The sequence below is a fragment of the Advenella mandrilli genome (assembly GCF_016595155.1).
Classification (GTDB): Bacteria; Pseudomonadota; Gammaproteobacteria; order Burkholderiales; family Burkholderiaceae_B; genus Advenella; species Advenella mandrilli.
Window position 1 is genome coordinate 198,640 of sequence record NZ_JAENGP010000002.1, and the last position, 13,798, is coordinate 212,437.

General features: G+C 48.5%; 13 protein-coding genes. 7 read left to right on the forward strand and 6 right to left on the reverse strand.

Annotation, left to right across the window (positions count from 1 at the left end):
- Positions 1-64: 64 nt before the first annotated feature.
- Together dnaN and dnaA are read right to left on the reverse strand one after the other, a co-directional pair.
- On the reverse strand, positions 65-1,174 hold the full coding sequence (dnaN, locus tag JHL22_RS02540) for a DNA polymerase III subunit beta (RefSeq protein ID WP_200233478.1): 1,110 nt from the start codon (positions 1,172-1,174) through the stop codon (positions 65-67).
- A 2-nt stretch (positions 1,175-1,176) separates the two neighbouring features.
- Positions 1,177-2,643 carry a chromosomal replication initiator protein DnaA gene (gene dnaA, locus JHL22_RS02545; RefSeq protein ID WP_200233479.1) on the reverse strand — a complete coding sequence of 489 codons (1,467 nt, stop codon included), beginning with the start codon at positions 2,641-2,643 and terminating at the stop codon, positions 1,177-1,179.
- Positions 2,644-2,939: 296 nt separating this feature from the next.
- On the opposite strand from dnaA, the gene rpmH reads away from it, so the two are divergent.
- The 7 genes from rpmH (at position 2,940) to JHL22_RS15905 (ending at position 7,923) form a co-directional block, all read left to right on the forward strand.
- A complete protein-coding gene (gene rpmH, locus JHL22_RS02550) occupies positions 2,940-3,074 on the forward strand; it encodes a 50S ribosomal protein L34 (RefSeq protein ID WP_006578231.1) in 135 nt (44 codons plus the stop codon).
- A gap of 96 nt (positions 3,075-3,170) precedes the next feature.
- On the forward strand, positions 3,171-3,542 hold the full coding sequence (gene rnpA / locus JHL22_RS02555) for a ribonuclease P protein component (protein ID WP_200233481.1): 372 nt from the start codon (positions 3,171-3,173) through the stop codon (positions 3,540-3,542).
- Positions 3,539-3,805 carry a membrane protein insertion efficiency factor YidD gene (gene yidD / locus JHL22_RS02560; RefSeq protein ID WP_200233483.1) on the forward strand — a complete coding sequence of 89 codons (267 nt, stop codon included), beginning with the start codon at positions 3,539-3,541 and terminating at the stop codon, positions 3,803-3,805. The genes rnpA and yidD overlap by 4 nt, the downstream gene beginning before the upstream one ends.
- A 71-nt stretch (positions 3,806-3,876) precedes the next feature.
- A complete protein-coding gene (gene yidC, locus JHL22_RS02565) occupies positions 3,877-5,544 on the forward strand; it encodes a membrane protein insertase YidC (RefSeq protein WP_200233484.1) in 1,668 nt (555 codons plus the stop codon).
- Between the two features lie 207 nt (positions 5,545-5,751).
- Positions 5,752-7,287, forward strand: a complete 1,536-nt coding sequence (locus JHL22_RS02570; RefSeq protein ID WP_200233486.1) for a class I SAM-dependent methyltransferase — start codon at positions 5,752-5,754, stop codon at positions 7,285-7,287.
- Positions 7,288-7,480: 193 nt separating this feature from the next.
- The gene (locus tag JHL22_RS15900; RefSeq protein ID WP_234041064.1) at positions 7,481-7,699 is read left to right on the forward strand and encodes a LysR family transcriptional regulator; all 219 of its coding nucleotides are present in this window, start codon (positions 7,481-7,483) and stop codon (positions 7,697-7,699) included.
- Positions 7,696-7,923 carry a LysR substrate-binding domain-containing protein gene (locus JHL22_RS15905; RefSeq protein ID WP_329610618.1) on the forward strand — a complete coding sequence of 76 codons (228 nt, stop codon included), beginning with the start codon at positions 7,696-7,698 and terminating at the stop codon, positions 7,921-7,923. Before JHL22_RS15900 ends, JHL22_RS15905 begins: the two co-directional genes overlap by 4 nt.
- Positions 7,924-7,989: 66 nt before the next feature.
- Here JHL22_RS15905 and JHL22_RS02580 read toward each other — a convergent pair whose 3' ends face one another.
- Genes JHL22_RS02580 through JHL22_RS02595 form a run of 4 tightly spaced genes read right to left on the reverse strand, consistent with a single transcriptional unit; the run spans position 7,990 to position 13,669 of the window.
- Positions 7,990-8,970 carry a Bug family tripartite tricarboxylate transporter substrate binding protein gene (locus JHL22_RS02580; RefSeq protein ID WP_200233488.1) on the reverse strand — a complete coding sequence of 327 codons (981 nt, stop codon included), beginning with the start codon at positions 8,968-8,970 and terminating at the stop codon, positions 7,990-7,992.
- Positions 8,971-8,996: 26 nt separating this feature from the next.
- Entirely contained in the window at positions 8,997-10,142 is a 1,146-nt protein-coding gene (locus JHL22_RS02585) for an acyl-CoA dehydrogenase family protein (RefSeq protein ID WP_200233489.1), read from the reverse strand.
- A gap of 36 nt (positions 10,143-10,178) precedes the next feature.
- The gene (locus JHL22_RS02590) at positions 10,179-12,308 is read right to left on the reverse strand and encodes an acetate--CoA ligase family protein (RefSeq protein ID WP_234041065.1); all 2,130 of its coding nucleotides are present in this window, start codon (positions 12,306-12,308) and stop codon (positions 10,179-10,181) included.
- A gap of 20 nt (positions 12,309-12,328) precedes the next feature.
- Positions 12,329-13,669 carry an MmgE/PrpD family protein gene (locus JHL22_RS02595; RefSeq protein ID WP_200233491.1) on the reverse strand — a complete coding sequence of 447 codons (1,341 nt, stop codon included), beginning with the start codon at positions 13,667-13,669 and terminating at the stop codon, positions 12,329-12,331.
- Positions 13,670-13,798: the final 129 nt, after the last annotated feature.

Consider the following 13,798-nt stretch of genomic DNA (forward strand, 5'->3'; position numbering starts at 1 on the left):
ATCGACTGCGGGGAACAGGAATATATCCGGCCATGGCAAGGCCGGAACTTCAGTGACAGCTTGATTAAATACGCATTGGCATCACAACGTATTTGAACTCGGTTTCCTCGGGCAGGCTGATAAGTGCGGATGCATTGCCATCCGGCTTGACAGACCAGGTGATTTCTTCGGTTTTGGCCATCGCCAGGACATCCAGCAAATAGCTCACGTTGAAACCGACATCAATGGGTTCAAATTCATAATTAACTTCAATTTCTTCCCGCGCCTCTTCCTGCTCGGCATTAGACGAGGAAATTTGCAGCAAATTGTTTTCAAGGCGTAGTTTGACTCCCTTGAGCTTGTCAGTCGTTAAGATGGCAGCGCGCTGCAAGCTGCTTTGCAAGGCTTCACGATTGATATTGAAACTGCGGGTATAGTCGGTTGGAATGACCCGTTTAAAATCGGGGAATTTGCCTTCCACCAGTTTGGAAATAAGCTCAACATCACCAAACGTAAAACGGATCTGACCGGCAGCAAGATCTATGATGACAGGTTCATCACTTTCATCCAGCAGGCGCTGCATTTCAAGCACGGTTTTTCGTGGCACAATCACTTCATGACGCTCATTAATGCCTTCAACCGTTTCGGCAGTATGGGCCAAACGGTGGCCATCGGTGGCAACGGTGCGAACCATGCCTTCCTCAAACACCATTAACATGCCATTTAAATAATATCGTATGTCTTGCTGGGCCATGGCAAAGTGCACCATATTAAACAGCTTGCGCAACGTTCTTTGTGGCATGGTCAGGCTTAAATGCCAGCTTTCGGGCTGGGCAACCGTTGGGTATTCGGCACCGTCCAGTGTTTGCAGGGCAAAGCGGCTTTTGCCGGCATTGACCGACATTTTTCCATCGTTCAAACCCAGCTTGACCTCTCCGGTGCTGGGCAGGGCCCGCAAGATATCCAGCAATTTACGTGCGGCAACCGTCGTGGATTCCACATCATCACCAACGCCAAAGTCGGCATGAGTGGTAATCTGGACTTCAAGGTCGGTTGCAATAAATGCAACACGGTTACCTTCTTTGCGCAACAGGATATTTGCCAGAATAGGCATGGTATGCCTGCGTTCAACAATACCGGCCACTGTTGACAGCGGCTTTAGTACAGCATCTCGGGTAGCTTGTAGCAATTGCATGATTATCCTTTTAAGGTTTGTTCTAACACGTGTAATTGATGATTCAACTCTGCATTTTTCACACGTGCTTCGGTTATTTTTCGTACTGCATGCAGAACGGTTGTATGGTCCCGTCCACCAAACAGATCGCCAATTTCGGGCAGGCTTTTTTGGGTTAGCTCTTTGGCCAGATACATGGCAATCTGCCTTGGCATCGCGATATTGGCGGGACGCCGTTTTGAATACATTTCCTGAACCTTGATTTTATAGAAATCCGCCACGGTTTTCTGGATATTTTCAACCGTGATCTGACCATTGGAAACGGAAAGAAGATCTTTAAGCGCTTCTTTACAAACTTCAACCGTAAAGGTTTTAAGCCCATGAAACCCTGCGTAGGCAGACACCTTACTAAGCGCCCCTTCAAGTTCACGAACGTTGCTGCGCAAATGCTTGGCAATAAAAAACGCAGCTTCTTCTTTCAGGATAATGCCCGGTTTTTCTTCGGCCTTGCGAAGTAAAATGGCCACCCGCATTTCCAGCTCGGGCGGTTCTATATGTACGGTCAAACCAGAGTCAAAACGGGATGTCAGCCGGTTGCTGATATCCTGCAACTCACGCGGATAGGTATCGGACGTGATAATGATTTGCTTGTTTTGGGCCACCATGGTTTCGTACAGGTAGAAGAATTCCTCTTGGGTACGGTCTTTCTTGCGGAAAAACTGGATATCGTCAATCAGCAGCAGGTCGAGCGAATGGTAATAACGCTTGAATTCATCAAAGGTACTGGTGCGAAATGACTTGACCAGATCCGAGTAATATTGGTCGGCATGGATATAACGCACCCGATTGACCTTGCCGGCCTTGATCAGGGCATTGCCAATGGCGTGCATGAGGTGGGTTTTACCCAGACCCGTGCTGCCGTAAATAAAGAACGGGTTGTAGGCTGATACACCGGGTTTGTCGACAATTTGTGCCGAAGCGGCATTGGCCAGCTGGTTTGAGCGGCCTACCACCAGACTTTCGAAAGTCAGGTTGGGGTTGATATGCGAACGCTTGTAAATGAAATCTTCGGATTCGGTATTGCCAAACGCCGAAGCGGCCGGCATATTGGGTGAAGCTGACTCTATGATGACTTCAGGGGTGGCGCCAAACGACTGGACACCCGTAACAGATGCCGCAGGCACAGGCATGGCAGGCGACGGTGCTGAGGTTGTTCCTGGCATGACTGGCGACACCGGATTGGCGCGCACCAGCTGAAACATGACCTTGACATCGGGACGGTTGAACCACTGGGATGCCAGTTCCTGAATACGCTGTGTGTAATTGGTTTTGGCCCAGTTCTGCTTGATTGGCGTAGGCGCAGAAATGCGCAGCTCTCCCAGTTCTTCATCAAAACCAAGAGGAGCCAGCGGAAGCACCCACGCTTTCATTTGCTCGGGAGGAAGTTCCTGCGCCAATGCCTGGACACAGGATTGCCAAAACTCTTTCATATACGATCTACGATAAAAACATTCTATTTTACCCTGACAAGCAAAAAGTTATCCACAACTTGAATAATTAATGGGAAATTTTCCACAAAGTACTTTCTTTTCCAAAAAAGAACAGATTTTGTGTTCTAATTACGGAAATTCAGCCTAAACCATTGACTAATCACTAATTATTTGATGAAATAAAAGGCTTTACAAAATTATTTACACAGTTTGGGTCATTTTTGGGTATATTTGATAGTTTCAAATACTAAAAAGGGTCCTGAACAAGCTCTTAGCTCTTTATATTTGGAATTTCCATGAAACGTACATACCAACCATCAGTCACACGCCGTAAACGCACGCACGGCTTTCGCGTTCGCATGAAAACCCGCGGCGGTCGCGCAGTTATCAATGCACGTCGTGCAAAAGGCCGTAAGCGTTTAGCTGTTTAATCCCAGCTGATTACAATTTAAAAATCAGGTTGAACAGAACATGTGTTTACCCGGTAAACACATGAGTTTATCATCTGCTCGTCCCGGTTCATAAGCATGCCAAGCGCCACCTATCCTAAAGCGGCGCGACTGCACCGCCCCTTAGAGTTCACCAATGCCCTAAAAGGCAAACGTGTATCTCGAGGGGCTTTGTTTGCGCTTAGCAAAGCCAATACTGTTCCCCCTCTTCCCGAACCAATCGCCCGATTGGGACTTGTTATCGCCAAACGGTTTGCTCACAAAGCCACCACACGCAACGCCATCAAACGGGTTGCACGGGAGTCTTTCAGGCATCACCGCCACCATTTACCTGCCTGCGATTATGTTATTCGCCTGCATGGTAAGGTAACACCCTGTTCCCTTACCGAACTCAAGATAACTGTCCGGAAAGAAATCGACAATCATTTTGCCAAGGCAAAATCGGCATGATCAAGAAAATACTCATAGCACCCATTCGGTTCTACCGATATTTCCTAAGTCCCTGGATCGGACGTTCCTGCCGTTTCACGCCCACCTGCTCTGAATACATGATAGAAGCCATTGAAACCCACGGTGCCGCCAAAGGGCTGTATTTGGGTACACACCGGATCTGTCGCTGTAATCCGTGGTGCAAAGGTGGTCATGATCCTGTTCCCCCTATTTCTGGCCGCTCATCGCCTGACAAGAGTCTTTTTCCCAAAGATTTGTTTTAAATTCAGGTGTTATACCCCTAGCTGGGGTAAACTGACGAGCTTTACTAACCGCTTAATAATGATCAGGTTAAATGGATATTAGACGCACCATCCTTTGGATGATTTTTGTATTTTCGGTGTTCGCCATCTGGAACAACTGGCAAACCTATAATGGTCAGCCATCCCTGTTTGGCCAGGCACCCCAATCCGAAACTAACACTCATCCTGCCTCTGGCACTCCTGGCGTTCCGAATGCAGCCTCGCCTGCCGGTACTGCTACCACTCCGTCAACAACAGCCCCCGCCGTTGCTTCAGAAAAAATCACCATCAACACCGATGTCTTCAAATTGAATTTTGATTCCATTGGCGCCCAGATTGTGTATGCTGAATTGTTAAAGTATCCTTCCTCTGAAAACAGTGGGCAGCCAATCGTACTGCTGGATAACACTGCAGCAGCAGAATATATTGTGCAAAGCGGCCTGGTCGCGCCACAAGGAAGCAACAAGCGTTACCCCGACCAGAATACCGCCTTCAGAATGGTTTCTACCGAAACCACCATGACCGGTGATACCTTGCCGGTGGTGTTTGAGTCTGAGTCTGACGGCATCAAAGTTACGCGTACTTATACGTTCCATCATGATTCTTACCGGATCGATGTCAAGGACGAGGTCACCAACACCAGTGCCGAGCCACAGTCGCCTTCCCTGTACCTGCAAATTGCCCGTGATGGCCAGGATCCGGCCGGCAGCTCCAGCTTCTATCCTACCTTTACAGGCATGGCGGTTTATTCTGACGAAGAACGTTTCCAGAAAGTTTCTTTTTCTGAGATTGACAAGAAAAATGCCGATTACATCAAATCTGCAGACGATGGCTGGATCAGTGTCATTCAACACTTCTTTGTCACCGCCTGGGTTCCCCAGGAAGGCAAAGAACGTTTTATCGACATGCGCAAGGTTTCCAATTCCCTGTATGCCATCAGTTCGGTAGAACCGTTGGGTAGCATCGCGCCAAACAGCACGGTTGTGTCCCAATCTACCTTGTGGGTAGGTCCGCAAGACCAACAAGCGCTGGCGGCCATTGCGCCCACCCTGGACCTGGTGGTTGACTATGGTTGGTTAACCATTCTTGCCAAACCCATGTTCACGTTCATGACCTGGCTGTATTCCCTGGTTGGCAACTGGGGCTGGACGATCGTTCTGCTCACCGTCATTATCAAATTAGTCCTTTACCCATTGTCGGCCTCCAGCTATCGCTCTATGGCCAAAATGAAAAATGTGGCTCCGCGTATGCAGGCCCTGAAGGAAAAATACGGTGATGACCGCCAGAAGCTGAACACAGCCATGATGGAAATGTACCGTACCGAGAAAATCAACCCATTGGGCGGCTGTTTCCCTATCCTGCTGCAAATTCCGGTATTCCTTACCCTGTACCGTGTCTTGCTATCCAGTGTAGAAATGCGTGGCGCAGGCTGGATTGGCTGGATTACCGACTTGTCGGTACGTGACCCGTACTTCATTTTGCCCGCTATCATGATGGCTACCATGTTCTTGCAGATCAAGCTGAACCCGACGCCACCTGATCCAATGCAAGCACGAATCATGATGCTGATGCCTTTGGTATTCGGTGCCATGATGTTCATGTTCCCTGCCGGTCTGGTACTTTACTGGGTTGTGAACAACATCCTGTCTATTGCCCAGCAATGGTACATTACCCGCAATATGAACAAAGCGGCCAATGAAGCCATTCTGACGCACAAGTAATAAGCAGTGCAGCTAATTTCCGGTTTGGCATTTTCCAGGCAAACCGGAAAACAGAAAACCGCATCTTCGGATGCGGTTTTTTTATGGATTTTTCCAAACGAATATCTATCTTAAAAATAGTTGTCATTTTAATGCTTTCAGTCAGTTGGAAAGTATGTAAAAATGAAATCCCTATTACCAATAATTACATTAGAGAGGCGCTTGTTCATGTCTGACTGGACTGCTGGTTATGTTGCCGACATCGGCTATACCTATGGCTATTACACCGAACTCAACCCACTGCGTGTGCGTTTGGCATTTTTAAACGCGGGCCTGGTTCCTCCAGAGGTGGGTACTGCTTGCGAACTTGGCTTTGGTCAGGGCATGAGCACAAATCTGCATGCATCGGCCAGCGTCGTGCAGTGGGCAGGTACCGACTTCAACCCGGCACAAGCCAGTTTTGCCCAGGAATTGGCCTGCGTCGCCAAGTCAAATGCACAGCTTTTTGATGAATCCTTTAACCAGTTTTGCAATCGATCCGACTTGCCAGAGTTTGATTACATTGGTCTTCACGGGATCTGGAGCTGGATTAGCGATGAAAACCGTAACATAATTGTTGATTTTGTACGCCGTAAGCTAAAAGTAGGTGGTGTACTTTATATCAGCTACAACACGCAACCCGGCTGGGCCGCCATGGTGCCCATGCGAGATCTGCTCACCGAGCACGCCGAGGTACTGGGCGCCGACGGTGCTGGTATTATCAGCCGTATTGATAGCGCCCTGGCTTTTGCCGAGCAACTACTGGCAGCCAACCCATCCTATGCACGCGCCAATCCGCAAATAGCCGAGCGCATAAAAAGAATTAAGGGACAGGACCGCAATTATGTCGCTCACGAATATTTCAACCGTGACTGGGAGCCAATGGCCTTTGCCAAAATGGCGCAATGGCTGGAACCGGCAAAACTGCAATGGGCCTGTTCAGCCAACTACCTGGATGCTATTGATGCAGTAAACCTGACCGCCGAGCAACAAGCACTAATGGCCAGTATTCCCGACCCCATGTTTCGCCAAACCACGCGTGATTTTTGCGTCAACCAGCAGTTCCGAAAAGACTACTGGGTCAAGGGAGCCCGCCGCCTAAGCTCATTAGAGCAAACAGAGGTATTGCGTTCGCAACGCGTTATCCTGGTCCTGCCAAGAAGTGATGTCAGCCTCAAAATTAACAGCAACCTGGGTGAGGCCACACTGCAAGAAGCCGTATATAACCCCATTCTGGATCAGCTGGCAGACCACCAACACAAATCACTGGGCCAGCTGGAAGATGCCCTGAAGTCAAGCGGCATTAACTTCGCACAAATCATACAAGCGGTGATGGTCCTTAGCAGTAACGGCGCCCTGATGGCCGTCCAGGATGACGCAACCACAAACATGGCTCACGAACGTACCAAGCGCCTGAATAACTACCTGATGACCAAAGCGCGCGGCAGCAACGAATTAAATTACCTGGCCAGCCCGGTAACGGGCGGCGGCATTAGCGTATCTCGCTTTCAACAGCTGTTCTTGCTGGCCCTGCAGCAAAATCATAAACAACCGCAGGAACAGGCCAAGTTTGTCTGGGATCTGTTAGCCATGCAAGGCCAGCGCCTGATTAAAGATGGGAAAACACTGGAAACCGCCGAAGCCAACATCGCCGAACTGAATGCCCAGGCCAATGAATTTATGACAAAGCGCCTTGATATCCTGAAAGCGTTAAAGATCGCCTGATAGTTGCTGGTTAAATCTATTCTTCGCAAGATCAAGAAATGAGATACTTTTTGGGATCAGTTCAGAGCATGGGAATGAGGTAAACCTTCAGTGCGTCACCAGACCTGGCTCCCATGCTCCTGCGTGGGAGCCAGGTGTACATGAAACGTCACATGATATGATTCAGACAGGAACTGAATATAGGTAATAATCAATGAAAAAACTGGATGTATCCACCCTGGAAATCTTTATTGCCGCCGTAGAAGAAAGAAGCCTGTCTCGAGCTGCCGAAAGAGAAAATCTGGTGACGTCTTCGGTCAGTAAACGCATTACCGAACTGGAAGAATACCTGAAGAAACCTTTGTTTCTTCGTCATGGCCGGGGGGTTGAGCCTACTCCGGCAGGAACATTGCTGTACCACATGCCAATGTGAAACTACAGGTATCCAACTTCGAAGCCCGTTGCCGCATGATCCAGGAAGGCATTGGGATAGGCGTGGTACCGGAAAAAATCGCGGCCAATTATTTACAGAAAATGGGTTTGCAATGCATTCATTTACTTGATGATTGGGCAGAGCGGCAGTTTTATTTGTGTGTTAATAATTTTTCTAACCAAAAAATACATATCCAGAATTTACTGAATATTTTACTGCGTTGATCATCCCACCAAATAACCGTGGCTGCCTGTAATATCTCACTGGCAGCCACGGTTGCACATGACAACCTACAAAGAAATATTCAACTCTTTAATAAATTCCCCCCATTTATCATATTCAGCCTGAATAAACTCGGCAAATTGACTGGCCGACCCACCTGCGGGCTCAGCCCCCTCATTTAACAGTTTTTGCTCCAGCCGTGCCGTATGGATAACCTTCTCGATATCCTGATTCATTTTATTAACAACCGCATCAGGGGTATTTGCAGGTGCAAAATAGCCAAACCAGGCCCCTAATGAGAAGTCTTTAAACCCGGCTTCCTGCATAGTAGGAACATCCGCTAAAGCGGGGGAACGCTTGTCTGTTGAGACTGCCAGGGGCAGCAATTTACCCACTTTAATTTGGCCCATGACAGACGGAAGCGTGGCAAAAATAAAATGCACACGACCGGCAATCACATCATTAAGTGCATCGGCCCCTTTATAAGGTACATGGGTAATATCCAGATTTTTGGTTTTGGACATTAACTCACATGATAGATGGGCAGCTGTTCCGACACCGGTTGAAGCACAATTGTATTTGCCTGGATTTTCTTCTATCAGCTTGCTCAATTGCTCAACCGAATTAATACCCAAATCAGAGGAAACAACCAGCACATTCGGCACATTGGCCACCATAATAATGGGGCGTATATCCTTCAGGGTATCAAAGTTCTTTTTCCGGTACAGATGGGGATTCATTGTAATCGGACCATTGGAACTCATCAAAATGCTATAACCGTCTGCCTTCTCGTTAATTAGTGATTGAATACCGATATTACCGCCCGCACCGGGTTTATTTTCAACTACAACACTTTGTTGCCAGAGTTGGCCCAATTCATTGCCTACCTCCCTGGCAATAATATCTGTCGTACCACCAGGAGAAAAAGCCACAATGGTTTTTACCGTTTGTTCGGGCCAGTTATCAGACTTTGCCTGAGCATGAGCCTGATAAGATAATGCACTGCCTGTAAGACAAAGCGAAATAGCAAATAATTTATTAAATTTCATTATGTATGTCTCCTTTTAATTTCAAGTTAGGCGCGCTGAGAAAAAGTACGCTCAAACACCCCTTCCGCAATCCGGTTTTTCAGGATTTCAATCGAGCCGCCTGCAATCATCCAGCCCCGGCAACGGCGAACGCAATATTCCACCAAAGACTCCTTGCTATAACCCATACCGCCCATTACCTGCAGCGCCTCATTGGCCACTTCAAAACCGATCTGGTTGCAATAAGCTTTGGCAATGGCCGTTTCAGTGGGTGAAGGGAAACCGGTATCGGCACTGATGGCAGCCTTGTAAAGCAATAACTGCGCGGCATCCAGCTTGATTTTCATATCAGCGAATTTCCACTGGATACCCTGGAATTCACACAATAATTTGCCAAATTGCTTGCGCTGCAAGGCCCAGCCCTTGGCTTCTTCAAAGGCATAACGGCCCAAAGCCACAGAACGTGAGGTATTGCCAATTCGCTCCACATTAAAGCCGGCAATCTGCTTCTTGAAGCCGCCTTCCCCCAGAACTACTTGCTCATCCGGGACATACACATTGTCAAACAGGATTTCCACCCATTCTTCATCAGACATGAACGCCGAACGTTTGCCCAGATGCACGCCCTCAGCCTTGGTTTCAATCATGACCGAACCGATACCGCCAGTACCAGGGCCAAAACGGACATAGGCAAGAATAAAGTCCGCATGGGGGCCATGGGTTGTGAAAATCTTGGAACCATTGATACGCCAGCCGTTACCATCTTTGGTGGCAGAGGTTTTCAGTTCCGTCACGGCAGAGCCGGCATCGGGCTCTGTCATACCAACAGATATCAGGGCTTCACCCGCCAGCAAAGGTTTCAGGTATTTCTCTTTCTGAAAATCAGAACCATATTCACCCAATACGCGAATCGCCCCGAAATTACCCGCCTGTACAACATCGGCACTGCGTGGACATACTGAAGCTACCGTTTGAATGGCAATCACGGCATCCATCAGGGAACCCCCAATCCCCCCGTCTTTTTCAGGAATGGTAATGCCCAGCAGACCCTGTTGTGCCATCTGTTTGGCAATATCCCATGGATAATCCAGGGAGTGGGCACGTTCCACGGCACCATTGCGTAATTCCTTGTCGGCAAATTTATAAACTGCTGATTCAAAATCTTTCTGTTCTGCGCTTAATTGAAAATCCATCTCTATTACTCCAATGCAAAATTATTGATATCTTTATTAATCTTTAAGGCGGATAACCCCGTCCACCGCAATCACTTTGTCTTTCTGAATGAACAAGGGGTTAATTTCGGCCTCGGCAACCGGCTGCTTTCGTATCAGGGCCAGTTTTGAAAAGTTCACAATCGCCTGGGCCAGGCCTTCGCAATCGCCCTCTGGCAAGTTCCGGTAACCCCGAATCAGTTTGGTGTACTGCACTTCATTAATCATTTGCCGTGCTTCTGTAAGCGATACCGGGGCAGTCCTGATGGAAAAATCCGGGTTCAGTTCTGCCGTAATGCCACCAGTACTCAGAATGACTGTTGGCCCCACCAGCGGATCATGCCGGTAGCCCAGCATCAGCTCTATCAGACGGCCTTCCATCTGCTGGATATACAATCCCTCAATAAGCGCAGCAGGTGCATTCTTTTCAACTTTAGCCAGCATGCTTTGCGCGGCTTCCTGCAAGTGTTGATCATTCTGGATATTGATACTGACACCACCTACATCCGTTTTATGCAGGATGTCTCTTGAAACCACTTTCAGCACAAGCGGATAGGGAACCTGATGTGCCAGATCTGTAGTTGAAACCAGCTGGCTGGCCGCCTGGGGAATACCCAAGTGGGCAAACAGGCGATTGGCTTCCGCTTCATTGAAATTCCCGGTCTGAGGGTAATCTTCACCCAGTACAAATTCCTCTGTTGCAGCCGGTTCGGTATCCTGTATAACCGGCCTGAAGAAAGCAGCTAACGCATCCGCACAACCTTCAGGGGTCCGGAAAGCGCCAATATTGGCTGCCTGCAGTAATTTCAGGGATTCCGGGGCATCTGGTGACAAAAAGACCACCAATGGTTTGTTATTGGCATTGCCTGACTCAAAGGTTTCCAGAATCGGCTTGATAGCCAGTTGCGGATGAAACTGTGCAGAAGATCCCACCACGCTCAAGACGGCATCACACCAGTCTGTTTTGACAAGCTCATTCAGCAAATCCCGGTATTGATCACTGGTGGCGGCCAAAGTCAGGTCAATCACGGGTGTTTGCCGGATATTCAGACCCCGGGCAGCCATCTGCCCGATAAACTCCGTTGTGGGTGCTACCGCTTCTATCCCGGCCAAACCCAGGTTATCAACCACGGTAGCGGCACCGCCACCCGTTGTGGTAATAACCGCAACCCTGACGGGTGTTTCTGCATAAGCGGCGGGTCTTAAATGCGCATAGCGACTAACCAGCGGGGCTATTTCAAACAAGGTTTCAAGCGAATTGACGCGAATGACACCATTGGCCTGGAAGTAGGCATCAATCGCCGCATTATTGCCGGCGATGGCACCAGTATGCGATTGGGAAAGGGCATCTCCCTGTTCCGAGCGACCCAGTTTATAGGTAATAACGGGCTTGCCAGCCTGCCTGGCCCGCTTCAGGGCTTTTGTCAGTGTTGCGGTATCACGCAGGGTTTCCAGAAACAACAAGATCACCCGGGTTGAGTCATCATCAACCAATGCATCCACAATTTCACCGGTAGAAATATCACATTCATTACCCACTGAAACGGTTTTTGAAAACCCGAATCCACGTGCGACGGCCCGGGACATTAATGAACCCATCATTGAGCCGCTTTGGGAAACAAGACTGATATCGCCTTTCAGCAAATTGTCCATTTCAAAAACAGCATTCACCGATATGATGGCACCCGTCTGGATATTGGCCGAGCCGATACTGTTAGGGCCTAACAGGCGCACGCCCAGCTGCTTTGCTTTTTCAAGCAGCTGTTGCTGCTTTTGCATGCCCTGCGGGCCAGCCTCGCCAAAACCATCCGAATAAATGGTCACTACAGGGATTTTTCTGGCCGCACATTGTTCTATGACACTCTCAACACCCGCACTGTCTATCATGACAAAAGCATGCTCAATCCCTTCCGGCAAATCAGCAACAGAGGGGTAGACCTTTTCACCCAGGATACGGTCAGCACCGGGATTCACCGGATATATTTCCCCGTTAAACCCATGCTTTTTCATGAACAGCAGTGGGCGGGCCGTGTTTTTTTTCAGGTTGCTTGAAGCACCAATCAATGCAATTGCAGAAGGGTTCAGCAGCGCTTTATTAAAAACACTTTTATCAACGGAAGAAAATTCATTCATATCTAACATATTCATATTGTTTAATCTTAAAAATATTAAGCAAGAACCAAATCATTGACATTCAATTTGTCCAGCTGCCAGATCTGCTGTTTTAATTTTTCCGCTTTTTCTTTATTCAGGACAGGGATCACCAACTCATCAAATTTGTTATTCAGTTCTTCATCAGTCAGCGGTAATTCCGGGTCACCTTTCCGGTCTTTTGCATAATGGGTATATGTATTTCCATCCGTTAACACAATCGTTACCCTAGCAGAGCGGTGCAGCGGAAACTGCGCCGTCATGTCACTGTCCGGAGACAGACTGATTTTTTTCATTAATTTCCTGAGCGATTTATCGGCCAGTTTCTGGCCGTCAAAGGCATCCAGCCGTACCGAGCCAAATAGCAAGGCATGGGATACCACATAAGGCAAACTGAACTTGGCTTCAAAAGCGGTGCCCGGTTCAAAATTACCGGTTACATCAATCGCTGTCTGGTAGGTTTCTATTTGAATGCGCTCAATATCGGCAATCCTGAAACCATGCTGGTGCAGCAAGGCAAGAGCAGAATCTATGGATGAAAAAGTATGGCCGCAACAGGCATGGTTCTTCCGGGTTATACGGGTAATGTTGTATTCCTCCCCCAGGCCTGCCAGTGCCACTTTCCAGTTTGCACCTGCCGACAGTGCGGCGGCAAAGCCAACTTCGCCCTCAAGGATATCTTCCACCCCAGTCACACCCGCAGCGGCCGCCTGTCCTGCCCTGACACCCACTGCAGCAGCATGTCCCGCATGCAGAGCCTTGGTCATGGCATCAGAGCGGAAGGCCTGTTGCAGGCCGGAAGCAAAAGTTGTTGCCGTGGCAATGGCATGTTGCATAACGTTTGCATTACCTGGAGCGCACAAAGCCGCTACCGCCGCTGCCGCCCCTATGCAGCCCACCGTACCCGTTGTATGAAAATATTTATAGTGAGAAGGTTGAACGGCCGCACCAATCCGGGTGGAAATTTCATAGCCAACCACAATGGCATTCAGCAATTGCAGGCCTGTTGTATTTTTACTTTGTGCTACCGCCAACGCAGCCGAAATAACGGGGCAGCCAGGGTGATACACGGCATCCCGAAAAATATCATCAAATTCAACACTATGTGACACACTGCCATTTATCCAGGCAGCCGTTGCCGCAAATGCGCTTGTGTCATAACCAATGACGCTGGCACGGCCAACACCCAGTTCATCTTGACAGGCTTTAATTAATTCTATGCCTGGAGAGACAGCTGCACCTGGATATAAGGCTGCCAGCCAATCCAGCACAGCACGTTTTGCATGTTGCACCACATTGTCAGGTAATGTGGCCTGAGTGTCCCTGGCGCCGTATTCTGCGATAGTTCTTAAAATCATGTTCTTGCCACCTCTTGTTTACTTAATAAACATTCTAAAGATGACAAGACCCGCAGCTTTGAAATAATTTCAATGCTTCGTATCAGAAAAGAGAAACATGCGTATGCATGACCCAGGAAGGCATTGAAA

What these genes read in the sequence shown, in the direction of transcription:
- JHL22_RS02580 (WP_200233488.1), bottom strand. Translation starts at nt 8,970, where the DNA reads ATGAAATTTAATAAATTATTTGCTATTTCGCTTTGTCTTACAGGCAGT.
- JHL22_RS02590 (WP_234041065.1), bottom strand. Translation starts at nt 12,308, where the DNA reads ATGAATATGTTAGATATGAATGAATTTTCTTCCGTTGATAAAAGTGTT.
- yidD (WP_200233483.1), top strand. Translation starts at nt 3,539, where the DNA reads ATGATCAAGAAAATACTCATAGCACCCATTCGGTTCTACCGATATTTC.
- rnpA (WP_200233481.1), top strand. Translation starts at nt 3,171, where the DNA reads ATGCCAAGCGCCACCTATCCTAAAGCGGCGCGACTGCACCGCCCCTTA.
- rpmH (WP_006578231.1), top strand. Translation starts at nt 2,940, where the DNA reads ATGAAACGTACATACCAACCATCAGTCACACGCCGTAAACGCACGCAC.
- dnaA (WP_200233479.1), bottom strand. Translation starts at nt 2,643, where the DNA reads ATGAAAGAGTTTTGGCAATCCTGTGTCCAGGCATTGGCGCAGGAACTT.
- dnaN (WP_200233478.1), bottom strand. Translation starts at nt 1,174, where the DNA reads ATGCAATTGCTACAAGCTACCCGAGATGCTGTACTAAAGCCGCTGTCA.
- yidC (WP_200233484.1), top strand. Translation starts at nt 3,877, where the DNA reads ATGGATATTAGACGCACCATCCTTTGGATGATTTTTGTATTTTCGGTG.
- JHL22_RS02585 (WP_200233489.1), bottom strand. Translation starts at nt 10,142, where the DNA reads ATGGATTTTCAATTAAGCGCAGAACAGAAAGATTTTGAATCAGCAGTT.
- JHL22_RS02570 (WP_200233486.1), top strand. Translation starts at nt 5,752, where the DNA reads ATGTCTGACTGGACTGCTGGTTATGTTGCCGACATCGGCTATACCTAT.
- JHL22_RS15900 (WP_234041064.1), top strand. Translation starts at nt 7,481, where the DNA reads ATGAAAAAACTGGATGTATCCACCCTGGAAATCTTTATTGCCGCCGTA.
- JHL22_RS02595 (WP_200233491.1), bottom strand. Translation starts at nt 13,669, where the DNA reads ATGATTTTAAGAACTATCGCAGAATACGGCGCCAGGGACACTCAGGCC.